18 protein-coding genes and 3 tRNA genes are annotated in these 16,939 nt (G+C 71.4%); 15 read left to right on the forward strand and 6 right to left on the reverse strand.

Going from position 1 to position 16,939, the window contains the following annotated elements:
- Positions 1–22: 22 nt before the first annotated feature.
- The gene (locus ABZ215_RS04515) at positions 23–226 is read left to right on the forward strand and encodes a cold-shock protein (protein WP_017985566.1); all 204 of its coding nucleotides are present in this window, start codon (positions 23–25) and stop codon (positions 224–226) included.
- Between the two features lie 65 nt (positions 227–291).
- On the opposite strand, the gene ABZ215_RS04520 is transcribed toward ABZ215_RS04515, so the two are convergent.
- Positions 292–726, reverse strand: coding sequence for a hypothetical protein (locus ABZ215_RS04520; RefSeq protein WP_020418282.1), 435 nt, complete (start codon positions 724–726; stop codon positions 292–294).
- 473 nt (positions 727–1,199) lie between these two features.
- On the opposite strand from ABZ215_RS04520, the gene ABZ215_RS04525 reads away from it, so the two are divergent.
- The 7 genes from ABZ215_RS04525 (at position 1,200) to ABZ215_RS04555 (ending at position 4,401) form a co-directional block, all read left to right on the forward strand.
- Positions 1,200–1,436 (forward strand): hypothetical protein, encoded by a 237-nt coding sequence (locus ABZ215_RS04525; RefSeq protein WP_020418281.1) that lies wholly within the window; start codon positions 1,200–1,202, stop codon positions 1,434–1,436.
- A 253-nt stretch (positions 1,437–1,689) separates the two neighbouring features.
- The gene (locus ABZ215_RS04530; protein ID WP_354947773.1) at positions 1,690–2,370 is read left to right on the forward strand and encodes a hypothetical protein; all 681 of its coding nucleotides are present in this window, start codon (positions 1,690–1,692) and stop codon (positions 2,368–2,370) included.
- Positions 2,371–2,564: 194 nt separating this feature from the next.
- Positions 2,565–2,637: transfer RNA gene (locus tag ABZ215_RS04535), tRNA-Glu, on the forward strand.
- Positions 2,638–2,655: 18 nt separating this feature from the next.
- Positions 2,656–2,729 (forward strand) — tRNA-Asp (locus ABZ215_RS04540).
- A gap of 30 nt (positions 2,730–2,759) precedes the next feature.
- Positions 2,760–2,833: transfer RNA gene (locus tag ABZ215_RS04545), tRNA-Phe, on the forward strand.
- 117 nt (positions 2,834–2,950) lie between these two features.
- Positions 2,951–3,403, forward strand: coding sequence for a DUF5959 family protein (locus tag ABZ215_RS04550; protein WP_354947715.1), 453 nt, complete (start codon positions 2,951–2,953; stop codon positions 3,401–3,403).
- 89 nt (positions 3,404–3,492) lie between these two features.
- Positions 3,493–4,401, forward strand: coding sequence for a hypothetical protein (locus ABZ215_RS04555; RefSeq protein WP_354947717.1), 909 nt, complete (start codon positions 3,493–3,495; stop codon positions 4,399–4,401).
- 4 nt (positions 4,402–4,405) lie between these two features.
- Here ABZ215_RS04555 and ABZ215_RS04560 read toward each other — a convergent pair whose 3' ends face one another.
- The gene (locus ABZ215_RS04560; RefSeq protein ID WP_354947719.1) at positions 4,406–5,158 is read right to left on the reverse strand and encodes a TetR/AcrR family transcriptional regulator; all 753 of its coding nucleotides are present in this window, start codon (positions 5,156–5,158) and stop codon (positions 4,406–4,408) included.
- 76 nt (positions 5,159–5,234) lie between these two features.
- On the opposite strand from ABZ215_RS04560, the gene ABZ215_RS04565 reads away from it, so the two are divergent.
- Positions 5,235–5,945: a DUF2306 domain-containing protein gene (locus ABZ215_RS04565; protein ID WP_354947721.1), complete on the forward strand. Its 711-nt coding sequence runs from the start codon at positions 5,235–5,237 to the stop codon at positions 5,943–5,945.
- Here ABZ215_RS04565 and ABZ215_RS04570 read toward each other — a convergent pair.
- Both ABZ215_RS04570 and ABZ215_RS04575 read right to left on the reverse strand, forming a co-directional pair.
- A complete protein-coding gene (locus ABZ215_RS04570) occupies positions 5,921–6,715 on the reverse strand; it encodes a class I SAM-dependent methyltransferase (RefSeq protein WP_354947723.1) in 795 nt (264 codons plus the stop codon). The genes ABZ215_RS04565 and ABZ215_RS04570 overlap by 25 nt on opposite strands.
- Before the next feature lie 5 nt (positions 6,716–6,720).
- Positions 6,721–7,086 (reverse strand): metalloregulator ArsR/SmtB family transcription factor, encoded by a 366-nt coding sequence (locus tag ABZ215_RS04575; protein WP_354711694.1) that lies wholly within the window; start codon positions 7,084–7,086, stop codon positions 6,721–6,723.
- Between the two features lie 14 nt (positions 7,087–7,100).
- On the opposite strand from ABZ215_RS04575, the gene ABZ215_RS04580 reads away from it, so the two are divergent.
- The 4 genes from ABZ215_RS04580 (at position 7,101) to ABZ215_RS04595 (ending at position 11,053) form a co-directional block, all read left to right on the forward strand.
- Positions 7,101–8,099, forward strand: coding sequence for a cation diffusion facilitator family transporter (locus tag ABZ215_RS04580; protein ID WP_354947725.1), 999 nt, complete (start codon positions 7,101–7,103; stop codon positions 8,097–8,099).
- A 327-nt stretch (positions 8,100–8,426) separates the two neighbouring features.
- Complete coding sequence (locus ABZ215_RS04585; protein ID WP_354947727.1) at positions 8,427–8,849, forward strand: DUF6194 family protein; 423 nt, start codon at positions 8,427–8,429, stop codon at positions 8,847–8,849.
- A 9-nt stretch (positions 8,850–8,858) separates the two neighbouring features.
- Positions 8,859–9,797 carry a winged helix DNA-binding domain-containing protein gene (locus ABZ215_RS04590; RefSeq protein WP_354947729.1) on the forward strand — a complete coding sequence of 313 codons (939 nt, stop codon included), beginning with the start codon at positions 8,859–8,861 and terminating at the stop codon, positions 9,795–9,797.
- A 113-nt stretch (positions 9,798–9,910) separates the two neighbouring features.
- Positions 9,911–11,053 (forward strand): Cmx/CmrA family chloramphenicol efflux MFS transporter, encoded by a 1,143-nt coding sequence (locus tag ABZ215_RS04595; protein ID WP_237335618.1) that lies wholly within the window; start codon positions 9,911–9,913, stop codon positions 11,051–11,053.
- Here the strand turns inward: ABZ215_RS04595 and ABZ215_RS04600 are convergent.
- Positions 10,997–11,764: an NAD(P)H-dependent oxidoreductase gene (locus tag ABZ215_RS04600; protein ID WP_354947732.1), complete on the reverse strand. Its 768-nt coding sequence runs from the start codon at positions 11,762–11,764 to the stop codon at positions 10,997–10,999. The two genes, ABZ215_RS04595 and ABZ215_RS04600, sit on opposite strands and share 57 nt — an antisense overlap.
- A gap of 70 nt (positions 11,765–11,834) precedes the next feature.
- Here ABZ215_RS04600 and ABZ215_RS04605 point away from each other — a divergent pair, with 70 nt between their 5' ends.
- On the forward strand, positions 11,835–12,866 hold the full coding sequence (locus ABZ215_RS04605; RefSeq protein ID WP_354947733.1) for a helix-turn-helix domain-containing protein: 1,032 nt from the start codon (positions 11,835–11,837) through the stop codon (positions 12,864–12,866).
- On the opposite strand, the gene ABZ215_RS04610 is transcribed toward ABZ215_RS04605, so the two are convergent.
- The gene (locus ABZ215_RS04610) at positions 12,824–15,556 is read right to left on the reverse strand and encodes an EAL domain-containing protein (protein ID WP_027935908.1); all 2,733 of its coding nucleotides are present in this window, start codon (positions 15,554–15,556) and stop codon (positions 12,824–12,826) included. The genes ABZ215_RS04605 and ABZ215_RS04610 overlap by 43 nt on opposite strands.
- Positions 15,557–15,749: 193 nt before the next feature.
- On the opposite strand from ABZ215_RS04610, the gene ABZ215_RS04615 reads away from it, so the two are divergent.
- Entirely contained in the window at positions 15,750–16,910 is a 1,161-nt protein-coding gene (locus ABZ215_RS04615; RefSeq protein WP_027935907.1) for a beta-ketoacyl synthase N-terminal-like domain-containing protein, read from the forward strand.
- Positions 16,911–16,939: the final 29 nt, after the last annotated feature.

Raw genomic sequence — 16,939 nt, forward strand, 5'->3', positions numbered from 1 at the left:
TTATTGACGAGGAGCAACAGCGGTGGCGCAAGGCACTGTGAAGTGGTTCAACGCCGAGAAGGGCTTCGGCTTCATCGCCCAGGACGGCGGCGAGGGCGATGTCTTCGTGCACTACTCGGAGATCGAGGGCCGCGGGTTCCGCACCCTCGAAGAGAACCAGCGCGTGGAGTTCGAGATCGGCCAGGGGCAGAAGGGGCCGCAGGCCCAGAAGGTGCGCGTCATCTGACGCTCACCTGTCCATGAACGTCCCGTCCCCGGCGGTCCTCCGCCGGGGACGGTTTTTGTCTGCGGTCAGACGCGGCCGGCGCGCGGCCGGTCCCAGTTCTGGTCGAAGTGGTGCTGGTCGGTGTCGGCGACGCCGGTGTGGTCGGCGAACTGGCGGCGCTCCTGCGAGGCGGCCTGCGCCTCCCAGGCGAGGCGCTCGAGCACCCATTCGCGGGCCAGCGCCTGCGGCGAGGTGCCGCGCTCGGCGGCGATGTCCTTGAGCTGGGAGCTCGCGACCAGGTTCATGCGCAGCTGGTAGACCTGCGCCTCGCCGAAGCGCTTGCCGGTCCCGGTGCTTTCCGGGCCGGTTTCCGGCGCGAGCGCGGCGAGGTAGCTGGTGAGCTCGTGGTCCTCGACGGCGCCCTGCGATTCCTTGTCCGCCGAGTTCCGGTGCTTGCCCGGGTTGACCGGCTTCAGGTTGGTCCGGGTGTTGTTCCGGCGTCCGAGAGAGGGAAGAGGCACCCGGCCACGATAACGGTTAGGTCTCGAGACGATCCTCATTGTGGTGCACGACACACGGGTTCTTCCCGATATCCTGGGCCGTTCGGGTGGGACGTACGCCCACATGTCGCAATCCCGGGCTGACCGCGAGTCATTCACGCAGGCCGGAAATGCGGGCCGGAATGTGCCCTGGAAATGGAGGGGCCCCCGCGCCAGGGGGAGGAACGCGGGGGCCGGAGGGGATCTCCACAGGCGCTGACCGGGGGTGTGTCAGCAAGTCGATTGTTACATGATGCGGCCCGATGACGCGAGTGCTGGACGGGAAAAATTGCCCCAACCCGTCATCGCGCCGTCGCCTGCGGTTCATCTGCGCGGACGCGGAACGGGAACGTTGCGTGTTCACAGGTTCACTCTGCGGGGGGCTGCGTGGCCGACGCCCCGCTCGCTAGCCTCGCGGCGAAGTTGTTGGTGTGACAGTCCTTTCGGGAGGAGCTATGAGCGGGTCTGTGGAAGTTCGGCAGTTCCTCCTTCGATACGAAGGCGGCGATCCGGCCGGGGTCCCCACGCAGCGTTCCGGGCAGGCCGATGCGCCACGCGTGTCGGACGACCAGGTGCGACGTGCGAGGTTGGCGGTGGCCGCCGGCGCGATCGACGCGCAGGACTGCGCCCAGTTGCTGGACATGCTCGGACTGGTGCCGGACGAGGAAGGCGTCAACCCGGTCCAGCGGTGATGTTCCCGGTGCTTCCCGGTCAGGGGTGCACCCCCTGGTCGCACCCCTGACCGGCCCCAGGTCCGGAAAGATACCGGCGTTGCTCCGCTCGGGGCAAACAATTTCCACCCAGTTGCTTCGCTGTCGGTGAAATTGCCGCCATGGTTCTTCGCTACAGGTAACATAACACTGTTACCAGTCGAGAGGAGCCGGTCGTGCGGTGGAGATCGCGCGGGAGATCCGTCCTGCGGTGCAGAAGTACGGGGGCGCGTTCATGACGTCGCCGGAGCTGGCCGAGGTCGAGCGCGAGGTGGGGCTCGGGCGGCGGGCGTTGTACTTCCGCGGCCGGTCCGCCGTGCTCGGCGACCCGTCACCGTCCGTGGTCGCCGAGCTGTTCGGGATCTTCCCGCGCTGGGTGGTGGATCTTGTTTTGCCCTCGGCAACCGAGGTTTTGGGTTCGACCGCGGCGGTCTCGGCGTACACCGAGGCGCTGTACCGGTGGTCGAAGGCGCCCCTGCGGGAGTCGGCGCTCGGCGAGTTGCTGCCCCGCTTGGTGGCGGCCGCGGACGCGAGCGGGCTGGCGTTGTTCGCGGGGTGGCAGCGGGTTCCGTGGCCGGATGATCCGGTCGCTCGGATCGGCCACGGGTTGATGCTGCTGCGCGAGTACCGCGGCGGGTTGCACTTCGCGGCGCTGCGGGCGGTGGGGCTGACGGTGCCGGAGGCGGTGGTGGCGGACCCGGAGGGCGGCCGGGCGCGCCTGTTGCGGACGGCGTGGTCCCCGGAGGCGGCCGACGAGCTGATCGCCCGCGCCCGGCGGCGCCCGGACCTGGAAACCCGCTGGCGGCGCGCGGAGTCCCTGACGGATGAGCGGATGGGCGAGCTGCTGGAGGTGCTGCCTGAGGGCGATCGGGATGCCTTGGTGCGCTCGCTGGCTGACCTCGGTCGCGAAGAGTGACCGGGGACACGTTGGCGGCCGGCGGCTGCCCGGGCTGGGTCGCCGGGGGTTCGGCTCGCGTGTTTCCGCAGCTCAGGCCCGGTTTTTACCGTTAAGGGATACCCGGTGGAAGGGGGCTCGTGGAGTGCCCTATGCTTGTAATCGCTCCCAGGGAGACCTGAGAGCGCGGTCGGTCGGTCACCCGAGCCGGCCGGGCTCCCATCGTCTAGCGGCCTAGGACTCCGCCCTTTCAAGGCGGCAACGCGGGTTCGAATCCCGTTGGGAGTACGCATGACAAATGCATATGGCCCTGTGGCGCAGTTGGTTAGCGCGTCGCCCTGTCACGGCGAAGGTCGCGGGTTCGAGTCCCGTCAGGGTCGCAGTAGCGTCTGGCTTCAGCCGGCGTTTCCGGCCAGGTAGCTCAGTTGGTACGAGCGTCCGCCTGAAAAGCGGAAGGTCGCCGGTTCGACCCCGGCCCTGGCCACGGTCGATGAACCGCTCCGATGCAGGTCGGGGCGGTTTTTTCATGTCTGCGGTCGCGCCACCGGCCGGTGGTGATCTTGGTTCGCCGCCGATGGCCGCGTCTTGACCGGAGGGTGCTGTGGAGCTGGTTCGCCTTGGGGACGAACTCAACGGCGTCCTGGTGCGAGTGCTTGGTCGCTTCGGGGCGGGGGCCCTTCAATTTCACGATCACCTCGCCGCCGAGGTGGTTGTGGCGACCGAGTTCGTCAGCGGCAAGCTCGATCTCGTGCTCGCGCCCGCGGACCTCCAGGACTGGGAGCACGCCCTGGACGCGCTGGCGGTCGGCGGGGGCGTTCGATGGCTGGACGGCGGCCGCTCGCCCGAAATCCAGCTGTCCGGGCGGGAGTCCGGGAGCCTTGTCCGGGTGACCGTGGTCGATGAGCCCGCCTCCGGTGTCTCCGTGACTCTCGAGCTGTCCGTTGCCGACGGGTGGATCGACGACCACCGGGCGCGGCTGCGGGCGGTGCGGGAGGCGTGGCCGAGTGAGGTCGTGGAGGCCTCGCCCGGTGTGTACGAATGGCGCTGCCCGTAGTTCTCCCGTACCGCAAGCCCGCGGCGCTGCGTTCGGGGCCTTTCGCGTGGCTACGGAGCGTCAGCGGCGCCGCCTAGGGTGGGGGCGCTATGGACTCGCCCGTGGATGTCAACCTCGTCGTCTTCCAGGTCAACGGCAGGGATGACGACCTGCTCCACGGGGCCGCCCCGGCGCGGGCCGAGGACGCCGTCCGTCAGGCTTGGCGCCAGGTGCAGGAACAGCGCGACGTCCAGGCGAGCGAGGTCACCCGCATCCACAGCACCTGGCAACCCTCCCGCGTGGATCGCGTCTTCCTGGCCGGCACGTTCCCCCGCGCCGAACGCACCCACGACTTCGACCGGCCCGACGGCGACGACTGGGACACCGCCCTCGACGCCGCAGCCGCGGCCCGCGCCGGTCAGGACAGCTTCGTCCAGGCGGAACGGGACGGCGAGTGGCTGCCCATCCTCCACACCTACGACGGCCCGCTGAAGCTCTACGCCTCCCTCCCGCTCGTCGACGGCCGCCTGTACCTCGGCTTCGCCAAGACGACGATCACCCCCGCCGGCCGGATCGGCATGTCCCACCTGCTCAAGAACCGCTTCGAGGCGATGACCGGGGACGAGCTCCAGGAACTGCTCGACGAAGCGTGCGGCAACCTCGCGCGCGGGCTCCGCTTCGGCGTGCACGACGACGAGGCGAAGGGGCGCCTGGTCAGCGTGGAGCGCGGCGACGACAACCTGTGCGCGGCCTCGGCGATCGTGCTCGGCCAGTTCCACGACAACGTCGCCCACCACGTCGGTGAGGACAGGCTGATCGTCGGGCTGGTCAGTCCGGACCACATCTACGTCGCCGGCGCGAGTTCCGGCTGGGTGGAGGAGATCACGGACTGGGTGCGGACCTCGCCCGACACGAGCGGCGACCTGGTGCCGACCGTCCTCCTGATCGACGGCTCCGGAAACATGGAGATCATCGCCGAGCGCCCGACCGGGCGAGTGCCCGCCGACGCGACAGTCTGACCGGTCAGCGGGCCGCCACCCAGGCTTCGATCCCGTCCAGGAACCGGTCCACCCCGAACTCGAGCGCGGCCGGCAGCGCCTCGCCGTCCCCGAGGTCCTCAGCGGACTCGGCGGCCTGCACGGCGGCCAGCGCCGGGTAGTCCGCGGGGTTGATCAGCTCGCCCAGCACCTGCGTGAGTTCGGCTTCACTGCGCGGAAAACCGTCCTCGGTCTTGCCGGCGCCGCTCATACCGAGGCTGATCTGGGCGACGCCGCGCACCACCGCGGTCAGGTGCAGCGCCGCCGCGCGGGCCTGGCCGCCGACCAGCCCCGCCTTCAACAGGGGCCGCAGCAGACGGTCCAGCCACGCGAGCTGGTGCGGGCCCATCGGCGCGTGGTCGAGCGGCACGAGCAGGAGCCACGGCCGCGCCTGGAACCCCGCCCACAGCGCGGCCACCCACTGCCGCACCGCCTGCCGGAAGTCGTCCGTGTCGTCGAGCTCCGGCGGCTTCCCGGCCGCCACATCGGCGACCACCTCGAGCAGCAGGTCCTTGCCCGGGATGTGGTTGTAGATCGACATCGTCGAGTAGCCCAGCTCGGCGGCGATGCGTTGCATCGACAGCGCCTCCAGGCCGTCCGCGTCCGCGATCCGGACCGCGGCCTGCGCGATCCGCTCCACGTTCAGCCGCGCTCGCGGCCCGCGCCGGCCACGCGATCGCCCGGACCACAGCAACGTGAGGTTGCGCTGGAGGTTGGTCGCCTTGCTGTCGTCCGCCACCGCGTCATTCTAAAACTATGTACCTCATACGTTTATATGTATGGTGTACATAGTTTTGGAATCGGAGGAACAGACCATGACCTCGACGACGAACGCACCCCGCACCAAGCCGCCCAGCCGGCAACGGGCCTGGCGGCGCAGCCCTTGGATGGTCCCGCTGGCTCTCGTGGCGGTGGCGTTCCTGGCCTTCTCGGTGCCGCCCTACCTGACCTTCGACCCCGCCCGGTCCCGTCTGGAACCGCCGCCGGGCAACGACCTCTACTACCCGCTGCTCGTCGGGCACGTCCTGTTCGGCGCCGTCGCCATGGCCACGGCGTGCTTCCAGATCTGGCCCGCGTTCCGCGCGAAACACCCGCGCGGGCACCGCATCACCGGGCGGGTCTACGTCTTCGCGGGGGTGCTGCCGGCCGGGCTGCTCGGGCTGTACATCGGGTGGCACACCGCGGCCGGGCCCTCTGTCCGCGTGGCGAACCTCGTCGGTTCGGCGCTGTGGCTGGTCGTCACGGCCGTCGGGTGGCGGATGGCCCGTCGGCGCCGTTTCGGCGATCACCGCAGGTGGATGGCGCGCAGTTTCGCGCTGGCGATGTCGATCGTGCTCAGCCGGGTCGTCAACGTCGTCGCCACGATCGTCCTGACGCCCCAGGTGGACACGACCTTCCTCGGCAGCGCGGAGCTGATGACCTACAGCGCCGCGAGCATCGGGGTGTGGCTCAGCCCCTTCGTCCTGTGGGTGGTCACGGACCTGCTGCTGGAACGCCGCGGTCAGGGCCTGGTCAGGAAGAAGTAGGCGTAGCGCTCGTCCAGTTCGTTCTCCGGCACCAGTTCGATCGCCTCCGGGCGGAAGCCCACGCGCGCGGCCAGCTTCCAGAACTCCGGGATCGCGTAGGTCGTCATCTGCGACGGGCCCGTCCGGTACGAGCGGCGGCGCGGCCTGGTCAGCCAGCGGCCCTCGTCGTACTTGATCTGGATCAGGGCGAGGCCGCCGGGGGCGAGCACGCGGTGCGCGAGCCGCAGGATGCGTTCGCCGTACTCGGGGGTCGGCAGCACCTCGAAGACGTAGAGGCACAGGAACACGTCGCACGGCCCGGGGATCTCCCGCAGTGCCGCTTCCGGTGCCGGGACGTCGACGGCGACGCCGCGGAACGGGGTGTCGCACACCGCCTTCACCTGCTTTTCGCACTCCAGCAGGCTTTCCGTCGAGATGTCGACGCCGACGAACTCCTTCGCGTGCGGCGCGAAGTGCACCGCGTTCGCGCCGCCGCCGCAGCCCCACTCGAGGACCCTGTCCCACGGGCGGTCGAAACCGGCCATCCGCGCGCCGCGGCGGAACATGTCCAGGTGCCGCCTGCCGATCTCCTCCCACGGCACCTTCTCGCCGAACACCGGAGCGTCCGCCCAGTGCGAGTTGTCCTTCCAGTCCACGTCGGACCGGTCGGACCAGAAGGACTGCGCGTCGGCGGCGATGCGGCGTTCGGACTGCGTCAGGCCGATGGTGGCGAGCCCGCGGTGCCACGCGGCCAGCGCGAGCGAGACCGCGCGGCGTCTTCTTTCGGACATATCGGTCATCCTGCCGGATTCACCCGTTTGGGAGGAGTCCCGTCGGCAATGTGGTGCGGGATTCCGAGCACGGCGTGGTCGGCGTACCCGAGCGCCTCGGCGACCAGATCGGCCAGGTGGTCGCTCGTGATGCGGTAGAGCATCCGGCGGCCCTCCCGGCGCGCCCGCACCAGGCCGGCCAGCCGCAGCCTGCCGAGGTGCTGCGAAACCGACGACCGGGACGCCGGCACCTGCGCGACCAGGCTGGACACGTCCTGCTCGACCGACAACAGCCGCAACAGGTGCAGCCGCGTCGGGTCGGCCAGGTGGCCCAGCACCTCCGCCGCCACCCGCAGCCGGGCGGCATCAGTTGTGTCGTCATGCGCGCGCATGCTTGCATATTGCCATGGGGACCTCGCACGGACACGGACACGGCCACCGAGCGCGGCGGCTGCGGCACCTCGTCACGCCGCACAGCCACGACAGCGCCGACCGGTTGGACAGCGCGCTGGAGACCAGCAGGCGCGGGATGCGCACGCTCGTCTGGTCGTTCCTGGCGCTGTTCGTCACCGCGGCCGCGCAGCTGGTCGTCGTGTTGTTCACCGGCTCGGTCGCGCTGCTGGGCGACACCATCCACAACTTCGCCGACGCGCTCACCGCGGTCCCGGTCGGCATCGCCTTCGCGCTCGGCCGCCGCGCCGCGAGCCGCCGGTTCACCTACGGGCTGGGCCGGGCCGAGGACCTCGCCGGGGTGGTCGTCGTGGTGATCATCGCGGGGTCGGCGGCGCTCGCCGGGTACGAGGCGGTCCGGCGGCTGATCGAGCCGCGGCCGGTCACCGGGCTGTGGGTGGTGGCCGCGGCGGGCGTGATCGGGTTCCTCGGCAACGAGCTGGTCGCGCGGTGGCGCATCACGGTCGGCAGGCAGATCGGCTCCGCGGCGCTGGTCGCGGACGGGTTGCACGCGCGGACGGACGGGTTCACCTCGCTCGCGGTGGTGCTCGGCGCGCTCGGCGTCGCGCTCGGGTTCCCGATGACCGACCCGATCATCGGTCTCGTGATCACCGCCGCGATCCTGCTGGTGCTGCGCGACGCCGCGAAGGAGGTGTTCCGGCGGCTGATGGACGCGGTCGATCCGGCGACCGTCGACCTGGTCGAGCGGGCCGCGCGGTCCGTCGACGGGGTGCGCGCGGCGCGGGACGTGCGGGTGCGGTGGATCGGGCACAGCCTGCGCGCCGAGCTGGCGGTGGCGGTCGACCCGGCGCTGACCGTGACCGCGGCGCACCACCTCGCGCACCAGGTGGAGCACCGGCTGACGCAACGAGTGCCGCGACTGACGGCGGCGGTGGTGCACACGGAGCCGGCGCTGGGCGCGGAGGGGGCGCACGAGCTGGTGGGGCCGCGGTAGTGGAGGGGGTGTTGCGGGCGCCTCACGGGTTCGCGGTAGCGGGGGGGCGAGGTGGTTTTTCTTTAGGGGGGGCGGGTTGCGGGCGGGTGTTGGCATTGCGCGGCGGGGCGGCGGGCCGGTCTGTCGGTGGCGTCGCGGTAGTGGGGGCGAGGTGGTTTTCCTTTAGGCAGGCTGGTTCGCGGGCGGGTGTTGGCACTGCGGGACGGGCGCGCCTGAAGGGCTGCATCAGTGGGCGCGGTGGCTTTCTGCGGCGCAGGACATTCAATTGCTGTGATTCTCATCACTTGCTCCGCACATTGATCGTCTGTATTGTGCTTCCTTGGCGCAGTGGATATCGAGCACATTCGACAGGAACTGGCCACTTTCCAAGGCTCCCGGATCGTCGAGGCGAACGGGGACGTCTTCGCCATCTACGACCCCCGCGGGGACCTGCCGCCGCAGCGTCAGATGCCCTGGGCGACCATCGTGACCTCGGACAACCCGTACGACGACACCTCGAACCTGGATCGGCCCGGGGTCTTCCGCCTCAACATCGGGCTCACCCGCGACCGCTTCAAGGAAGTCGTGCCGCACGGGGACTACGACGTCACCGCCCTGGACGTCCTGTTCCCGCACCCGCTGTACGGCGGGCAGCACTGGGTCTGCGTGATCAACCCGGACGAAACCTGGCCGCAGGCCCGGAAACTCCTCGACGAGGCCTACGAGTTCGCGGTCCGCAAGTTCGAGAACGCGGAACGCCGGCGTCGGTAGCCTGCCCGCATGGACGTACGGCGCCGGCGGGTGGCGGCCCAGCTCTTGGACCGGTCGAAAACACCGACGCTCGTCGGCGCCGTGCGCCACCTCCTCGCCGTGCAGGCCCAGGAACCGACCGCCTTCCCGCTGGCGCTGCGGGCCCGGGTGCCCGGCCTGACCGCCGCCGAACTCGACGAAGCCCGCCGGGACGCCACGCTCGTCCGCTGCTGGGGCCCGCGCGGCACCCTGCACCTGATCGCCCGCGACGACCTGCCCTGGCTGTATCCGCTGGTGAAACCGAATCCGGTCACCTCGCTCCGGCGGCTCAAGGAACTCGGCGTCGACAACCCCGACGCCTCACGCGCTGCCGAGGCTCTCGACGGCCGCGGCCCGCTCACCAAGGCCGAACTCGGTGAGCGGACCGGGACCGAGGGGCAGGCGACGGTCCACCTGGCGATGCTCGCCGCCGCGCGCGGGCTCGTCGTGCTCGGGCCGGAACGCGCCGGCAAGCCCACCTACGTCCACGCCGCCGACTGGCTGGGCGCACCCCTGCCGACCGAACCCGGCGACACCGCCCTCGGCCAGCTCGTCGCCCGCTACCTGGCCGCGCACGTACCAGCCGAGCCCGCCGACCTCGCCGCCTGGTCCGGAATCCCCGTCACCAGGCTGAAACCCCACTGGCGCGAGTCCACAGTAGACGTCGAAGAAGCGGGCACCACAGTCCGCCTCATTCCGGCCTTCGACGAGTACCTCCTCGGCTGGCGCACCCGGGACCACGCCGTCGCCCCGGAACACCGCAGGCTCGTGCACCCCGGCGGCGGCATCGTCAAGGCAGCCGTCCTCGTCGACGGCCGCGTCGCGGGCACCTGGACCCGCGCGGGCGGCCGCGTCGACATCCAGCCCTTCGAAGACCTGCCGGACCTGACCGCGGAAATCGAGGACCTGCGCCGGTTCGACGGAAAATGAGTCGATCACCGCGACCGGCGCCAGCTATGCTGCCGGACGTGAACAGCCCCGAGTCGGACAGAGGCCGGCGGATCAGCCGCTGACCCTGTTTTCTCCGACTCGGGAGCTTTGTCATGCCCTTTGCCGTCTACCTGCTCGGGCTCGCCGTCTTCGCCCAGAGCACCTCGGAATTCATGCTGTCCGGGCTGGTCCCGGACATCGCCGCGGACCTGGACGTCTCGATCGCCGCCGCGGGTTACCTGACCTCGGCGTTCGCGGTCGGGATGATCGTCGGCGCGCCGCTGCTCGCCATCCTCGCCCGCCGCTGGCCGCAACGCCGGGCGGTCACCGCGTTCCTCGTCGTGTTCGCCGCCGCGCACGTGCTCGGCGCGCTCACCTCCAGCTACGCCGTCCTGCTCGTCACGCGGATCGTGGCGGCGCTGGCCAACGCCGGGTTCTGGGCGCTGGCCACCACGGTCGCCGTCGCGCTGGTCGCGCCGGACGCCAAGGGCCGGGCGATGTCCGTGGTGATGGGCGGCGTGACGCTCGCCTGCGTCGCGGGCGTGCCCGGTGGCGCCGTGCTCGGCCAGGCCTGGGGCTGGCGCTCCGCGTTCTGGGCCGTGGCCGCGCTTGCCGTCGCGGCGACGATCGCGGTGGTGCGCACCATCCCGGTGTCCAAACCGGACACCGAGGCGACCGCCGTCCGTCCGCTGCTGCGCCGTCCGCTGCTGCTCACCTACGCCACGAACGCCCTCGTCCAGGGCGCGACCTTCTGCACGTTCACCTACCTCGCGCCCCTGATCACCGAGGTGGCCGGGCTGTCCGAGGCGTGGGTGCCCGCGACGCTCGTGTTGTTCGGCGTCGGCGCGTGCGTCGGCATCGTGTTCGGCGGCCGCGTCGCCGACGCCCGGCCGCGCACGGTCCTGCTGACCGGCACGGCAGCGCTGACCGTCGGCTGGGCCGCGCTCGCGGTGAGCGCGTCCAGCCCGGTCGTCACGCTCGTTCTCGTGTTCCTGCAGGGGATGCTGGCGTTCGGGCTGGCGCCGGCGCTGACCGCGCGCGTGTTCTACCAGGCCCCGGGCAACGCGCTGGCCGGCGGCTTCACCACGGCCGCGTTCAACGTCGGCAACACGCTCGGCCCGGCACTGGGCGGGCTCGCGCTCGACGCGGGTCTCGGGTTCCGCTCGCCGGTCGTGGTCAGCGCGCTGCTCATGGTCGCATCAGTCGCGCAGGTGTACGGCCAGGTCCGACCGGCCAGGCGCGAGGTCGGCGCGTAGCACCAGGTCCTCGTCGTAGTCGCCGCGGTTCTGGTGGCGGAACGGGATCGGCTCCGCGCTCTCCAGGGTGCGGAGCCGATCCCGCAATCCGGCTACCGCCACGTCGAACCCGGCGTCGTCGAGGCGGTCGGCGCTCAGCACGGCGAACGGCGGCAGCGGCGCGATGCCGGTGTACCAGAATGTGCCGTGGTGCAAGGGGAACAGCAGGTCGTTCAGTTCACCGTGGACACCCCGCGGTCCGATGCTGGACGGCCGCGCGCCGATCGTCGTCACCACCATCGCACGCTTGCCGGTGAGCTTGCCGTCGCCGTAACGCAGCACCGTGCCGTCCTCGGCGGCGATCCCGTAGCCGAGGCCCTTCACGAAGACCCGGTCGAACCAGCCCTTGAGGATCGCCGGCAACCCGTACCACCACATCGGGAACTGCACCACGATCGCGTCCGCCCAGTCGAGCTTTTCCTGCTCCGCGCGGATGTCCGCGGGCAGGCGGCCGGACTCGTACGCCTCCTGCGAGGCCGAGGCGACCAGCATCCGCTCGGCCGGGTCGTGCTCGAAGTCGCCGTAGTCGACCACCGGGTTCCACTTCATCGCGTACAGGTCCGACACCCGGTAGGAGTGGCCGAACTCGTCCAGCGCCTTCAGCCCCTCGTCACGCAGCGCGGCGTTGAGCGAGCGTCCCTCCGGGTGGGCGAAGATCCACAACACGTTCATGCCACCAGGCTCCGCCGTCACGGCGCCTGCGACGAGTGGCCCGATGGTCAGCATGTGTCAGGATCGGGCCATGACGGTTTTCGCGAACGACGGCAGGCACCGGGTGGCCGTGCTGGTCCGCGACGGTCTGCTGCCGATCGAGGTCGGGATCGTGCACCGGCTGTTCGGGCAGGCCAGGGCGGGTGACGAACCGCTGTACGAGGTGCTCACCTGCACCCTCCACCCCGGCGTGGTGCGAACCGACGCCGACTTCACGGTCAACGTCGAGCACGGCCTGGACGCACTGGCCGAGGCCGACACGGTCATCGTGTCCTCCTCCGACGAGGACTACGGCCCGCAGCCCGGCGGTCCCCTGCAGGGCCCGCTCGCCGACGCCTTCGCGGCCATCGCGCCGGGCACCCGCATCGCGTCCATCTGCAGCGGCGCGTTCGTCCTCGCCGCGGCCGGGCTGCTCGACGGCCGCCCCGCCACCACGCACTGGCAGTCCGCCGACGACCTGCGCACCCTGTACCCGCGCGTGCAGGTCGACCCGAACGTCCTCTACACCGAGTCCGGCAACGTCCTGACCTCGGCCGGCGTCGCGTCCGGCATCGACCTGTGCCTGCACATGATCCGCCGCGACCACGGCGCCGCGGTGGCCAACGAGGTCGCGCGCGGCACGATCGTCGCGCCCCACCGCGAGGGCGGCCAGGCCCAGTACATCCCCCGGCCGGTGCCGCAGCCGACGGTGTCCTCGACCGGCGCGGCGCGGGCGTGGGCGCTGGAGAACCTGCACCGTCCGCTGACGCTGCGGCAGCTCGCCGCCCGCGAGTCGATGAGCGTGCGCACCTTCACCCGCCGCTTCCGCGAGGAAGTCGGCCTCTCGCCGGGGCAGTGGCTCACGCAGCAACGCGTCGAACGTGCCCGCCAGCTGCTGGAGGAGACCGATCTGCCGATCGACCGGGTCGCCGAGGACGCCGGGTTCGGCAGCGCCGGTTCGCTGCGCCAGCACCTGCAGGCCGCGCTGGGCGTCTCACCGAGCGGCTACCGCTACACCTTCCGCGGCAGCCGCACCGAGGATCAGGACCACAGCTCGGCGGCCGGGAGCGGCCGGCCCAGGTAGTAGCCCTGGGCCTGGTCGCAGCCGAGCCGCTTGAGGATCTCCAGCTGCTTGGCGTTCTCCACGCCCTCCGCGACGACGGTCAGGTGCACGGCGTGGGCCATCGCGATGATGCTCGTGACGATCACCTCCGCGTCCCCGGACTCGCCCAGCCCGGTGATGAAGGACCGGTCGATCTTCAACGTGTCCAGCGTCAGCCGCTGCAGCTGCGCCAGCGACGAGTAACCGGTGCCGAAGTCGTCGATCGCCAGGCACACCCCGAGCTCGCGCAGCGCGGCCAGCGTCTTGCTGGTGACCGTGGAATCCCGCATCAGCGCGCTCTCGGTGATCTCCAGGCACAGCGCGTCCGCGGGCAGCCCGGTCACCGCCAGCGCCTCCTCCACGGCCAGCACCAGCGCCGGGTCGTCGAGCTGCCGGGTGGACAGGTTGATCTTCAGCCCGACCTTCGCGCCCCGCGCCCGGCGCGACGCCACCTCCCGGGTGGTCTCCCGCAGCATGTGCGAGCCGAGCAGGTTGATCAGGTCGCTCTCCTCGGCCAGCGGGATGAACTCCGCGGGCGAGATCGGCCCGTGCACCGGGTGCGTCCAGCGCAGCAGGCCCTCGACCGCGACCATCTCGTCGGTGCGCAGGTCGACGACCGGCTGGTAGGCGGCCCACAGCCGGCCGTGCCGGACCGCGTCGCGCAGGTCCTGCTCCAGCCGCAGGCGCCGCTGCATCCGCATCCGCAGCTCGACGTCGAAGAACTCGTAGCGGCCGCGGCCCAGCGTCTTCGCGTGGTACATCGCGACGTCCGCGTCGCGCAGCAGCTCGTCGGCCTCACGCTGGTCGCCGGGGCCGGTCAGCACGATCCCGATGCTCGCGTCGACGTGCAGGCGGCGCCCGTCGACCGAGATCGGCGTGGTCACCGCGTCCCGGATGTGGTTGGTCAGCGCCCGCACGCCGGACTCGTCGTGCACGCCGAACGCGATCACCACGAACTCGTCCCCGCCGAGCCGCCCCACCACGTCCCCGGCGCGCACCGCGTGCCGCAGCCGCTCGCCGGCGATCTGCAGCACCCGGTCGCCGATCGTGTGACCGAGCGAGTCATTGATGACCTTGAACTTGTCCAGGTCGATGAACAGCACCGCGGTGGCGCCGTAACCCTCTTCGTGCAGGGCCGCGTTGAGCCGCTGCAGCACGAGCGTGCGGTTGGCCAGCCCGGTCAGCGGGTCGTGCGTGGCGTCGTGCGCGAGCCGCTCGCCGATCGCCTTGCGCTCGGTGATGTCGCTGAACGACAGCACGAACGCCGAGGAGGCCATGTCCTCCGGGTTCATCGCCCGGCAGGACACCGACAGCCACACGATCCGGCCGTCCGCGCGCTTGGCCCGCATCACCCGGCCCTGCTGCGGCTCGCCGCCGCGGCGCAGCTGCGCGGACGGGTACTCCGACGGGTCGAGCCGCCGCCCGTCCTCGTCGTAGAGCGGCCAGTTGTCCGGCGGCGTGGCCATCAGCTCCGCCTCGGTGGCGCCGAGGATGTGCTCGGCCGCCGGGTTCGCCGACATCACCCGGCCGTTCGGGCCGATCACCAGCACACCCTCGTCCAGGGCCGCGACAACCGTGCTGAACTGGCGTTCCGCGCGGCGGCGGGCGGTCTCGTCCGCGCACACCAGCACGTAGCCGTCGTCCATCTCGGCCGCCGACACCCGCACCGCCAGCGCGGAGCCGTCCGCGGCGCGGTGGGTCGTCTGCGCGACGCCGCCGTGGGCGAGCACGTCGGCCGGGTCGAGCGGCGCGCCGACCAGCCGGCCGACCTCCTGGCCCAGCGCGTCGGCCGCGCGCCAGCCGTAGATGTTCTCGGCCGCCGGGTTCCAGCTGGTCACGCGGCCCCGCGCGTCGGTCGCGATCAGCGCGTCGCTGACGTGCTGGACGAGCGCGGCCTGGTAGCGCAACGCGGCCTCGGCGGCCTTCTGCGCGCTGACGTCGCGCATGATCACCTGGAAGGCCGGCTTGCCCTCCCAGGTCGTGCGCACCGACACCGACTCCACGGCGATCCGCTCGCCGTCGAGCCTGGTCAGCACCGCCTCCGCCGGCTCGGACGTGGCGCCCGGCTCGCTCAGCCCGGCGATCCGGCGCAGCATCGACGGCACCGACGGCGGATCCACGAAGTCGGTGATCGGGCGCCCGATCAGCTCGGACGCGGTGATGGCCCCGACGAACCGGACCGCGGCGGGGTTGGCGTAGGTCAGCACGCCGTACTGGTGCACGACGATGCCGTCCGGGCTCAGCTCGACCAGCAGGCGGTAGCGGTCGGCGAGGTCGGCGAGCTCACGGCGGTCCTCGTGCCGGTCGGTGACGTCCGTGGCGATGCCGAACAGCCCGCCGTCGAACGTGCGGGCGCGGAACCGGATCCACCGCGAGTCGCCCGCCGGCGTCTCGTAGGGCTGCTCCAGCTCCAGGTCGTGCCACACCGGCGCGGTGCGGGCGGCCAGCATCAGCGGCTCGACCAGCTCGGCGAGCCGTGCGCGGATCTCCGCGTCGGGCGCGCCGGGCAGCGCGAGCAGGCGGTCGAGGCCGGGCCGCCAGGTGAGGACGTCGTCGGCGAAGCCGAAGGACCAGATCACGGCGCGATCGGCGGACAGGGCCAGGTCGATCACCTGTTCATGATCGACGGACAGGCCGGCCACGCCTTCCCCGGGGTTGGCGTTTGGCTCCATCTTCCGTCCGATCCGCCGAGCATCTTCTGCTGTCCGATTACACCATTCGGCCGCTTCACCGTGGTCCTTGTGCACCAATCTCCGGCAGCGGACTGCGCTCGGTTATGCCCTTCCGGCTGCTCGACGTTGGCTTGGAACGAGTCCGTTCCTCGGGACGGATCGTAGAGGCAATGACGAAGGAGGGGCGAGTGCGATGGACTCGCGGCAAATGGCAATCTGCGGAATCGGAGCGGTCACCGGCTACGGCTGGGGCCGCGAGCAGCTGTGGGACGGCCTGACGTCCGGCAAGCCCGCGGCCGGGCTGGAAGCCGGGTACGGCGCCCACCCGGACGAACCCGGCTGGGTGGCGAAGGTGACCGACGGCGGTAACCCGATGGACGGACCGAGCCGGTTCGCGCGGGCGATGCGGGCCGCGGCCAGGGAGGCGATCGCCGACGCGGGGGAGCGCGGCTGGCAGCCCGGGAAGCGCGTCGGACTCCTGCACGCGGTGGTGCTCGGCGAGGTGGACCTCTGGCGGGAGTTCTACCTCGACCGGGGCCGTGACCTGCGGCCCCGTGAGTACCTCGGGCTGATGCCGTCCACGCCGATGTCCACCTTCATGCAGGAGTACGGGTTCCACGGCCCGGCGATGAACGTCTCGGCGATGTGCGCCTCCGGCAACGCCGGGCTGCTCACCGCCAAGGCCTGGCTGGACGCCGGCATCGTGGACGACGTGGTGTTCGTCGCCACCGACATCTCCGCGACGCCGGAGAACGTCCTGCACTTCGTGCGGCTCGGGGTGGCGGTGACCGACACCGAGCCGCTCGAGGCGTGCCGTCCGTTCCAGGAGGGCAGCCGCGGCTTCCTGATGGGCGAGGCGTCCGTCGCGTTCGTGCTGTCGCGGAACGCGACCCGGCCGTACGCGGTCGCCCTCGGCGGCGCGATGACGCACGACGGGTACCACGTGACCTCGGTCGACCCGGACCTCGGCCAGGTCCGCGGCTGCTTCCGGGACGCGCTGGCCAACGCCGGGGTGCCCGCCGCGGCGGTGCGCTACCTCAACGCGCACGGACCGGGGACCAAGCAGTGCGACACCGCCGAGGCGACCATCCTCGAAGAGGAGTTCGGGTCGTCGACCGGGGTGTACTCGGTCAAGCCGCTCGTCGGGCACTGCCAGGGCGCGGCCTCGGCGGTGGAGGTGTCGGTCGCCGCGCTCGGGTACGACCGCGGCTACGTCCCGGCGCCGCCCGCGGTGGCCAAGGGGCACCCGCAGCTGCTCACCGGCCGGGTGCCGATCGGTGACGGCCTGACCGTGAAGTCGTCGCTCGGCATGGGCGGCCACAACTCGGTCGTCGTGCTCGGCCCGCCCGCCTGATCGCGGCCTCCGCCCCGCGGCTCGCAAGG

Origin of the sequence: Amycolatopsis sp. NPDC006131, assembly GCF_040614175.1 — a bacterium.
In the GTDB taxonomy this organism is placed as follows: domain Bacteria; phylum Actinomycetota; class Actinomycetes; order Mycobacteriales; family Pseudonocardiaceae; genus Amycolatopsis_E; species Amycolatopsis_E tucumanensis.

Excerpts from the sequence above, each read along its gene's own strand:
- ABZ215_RS04525 (WP_020418281.1), top strand. The coding sequence starts at position 1,200 with ATGAGCGGGTCTGTGGAAGTTCGGCAGTTCCTCCTTCGATACGAAGGC.
- ABZ215_RS04530 (WP_354947773.1), top strand. The coding sequence starts at position 1,690 with ATGACGTCGCCGGAGCTGGCCGAGGTCGAGCGCGAGGTGGGGCTCGGG.
- ABZ215_RS04555 (WP_354947717.1), top strand. The coding sequence starts at position 3,493 with ATGGACTCGCCCGTGGATGTCAACCTCGTCGTCTTCCAGGTCAACGGC.
- ABZ215_RS04565 (WP_354947721.1), top strand. The coding sequence starts at position 5,235 with ATGACCTCGACGACGAACGCACCCCGCACCAAGCCGCCCAGCCGGCAA.
- ABZ215_RS04570 (WP_354947723.1), bottom strand. The coding sequence starts at position 6,715 with ATGTCCGAAAGAAGACGCCGCGCGGTCTCGCTCGCGCTGGCCGCGTGG.
- ABZ215_RS04575 (WP_354711694.1), bottom strand. The coding sequence starts at position 7,086 with ATGCGCGCGCATGACGACACAACTGATGCCGCCCGGCTGCGGGTGGCG.
- ABZ215_RS04580 (WP_354947725.1), top strand. The coding sequence starts at position 7,101 with ATGGGGACCTCGCACGGACACGGACACGGCCACCGAGCGCGGCGGCTG.
- ABZ215_RS04590 (WP_354947729.1), top strand. The coding sequence starts at position 8,859 with ATGGACGTACGGCGCCGGCGGGTGGCGGCCCAGCTCTTGGACCGGTCG.
- ABZ215_RS04595 (WP_237335618.1), top strand. The coding sequence starts at position 9,911 with ATGCCCTTTGCCGTCTACCTGCTCGGGCTCGCCGTCTTCGCCCAGAGC.
- ABZ215_RS04600 (WP_354947732.1), bottom strand. The coding sequence starts at position 11,764 with ATGAACGTGTTGTGGATCTTCGCCCACCCGGAGGGACGCTCGCTCAAC.
- ABZ215_RS04605 (WP_354947733.1), top strand. The coding sequence starts at position 11,835 with ATGACGGTTTTCGCGAACGACGGCAGGCACCGGGTGGCCGTGCTGGTC.
- ABZ215_RS04610 (WP_027935908.1), bottom strand. The coding sequence starts at position 15,556 with ATGGAGCCAAACGCCAACCCCGGGGAAGGCGTGGCCGGCCTGTCCGTC.
- ABZ215_RS04615 (WP_027935907.1), top strand. The coding sequence starts at position 15,750 with ATGGACTCGCGGCAAATGGCAATCTGCGGAATCGGAGCGGTCACCGGC.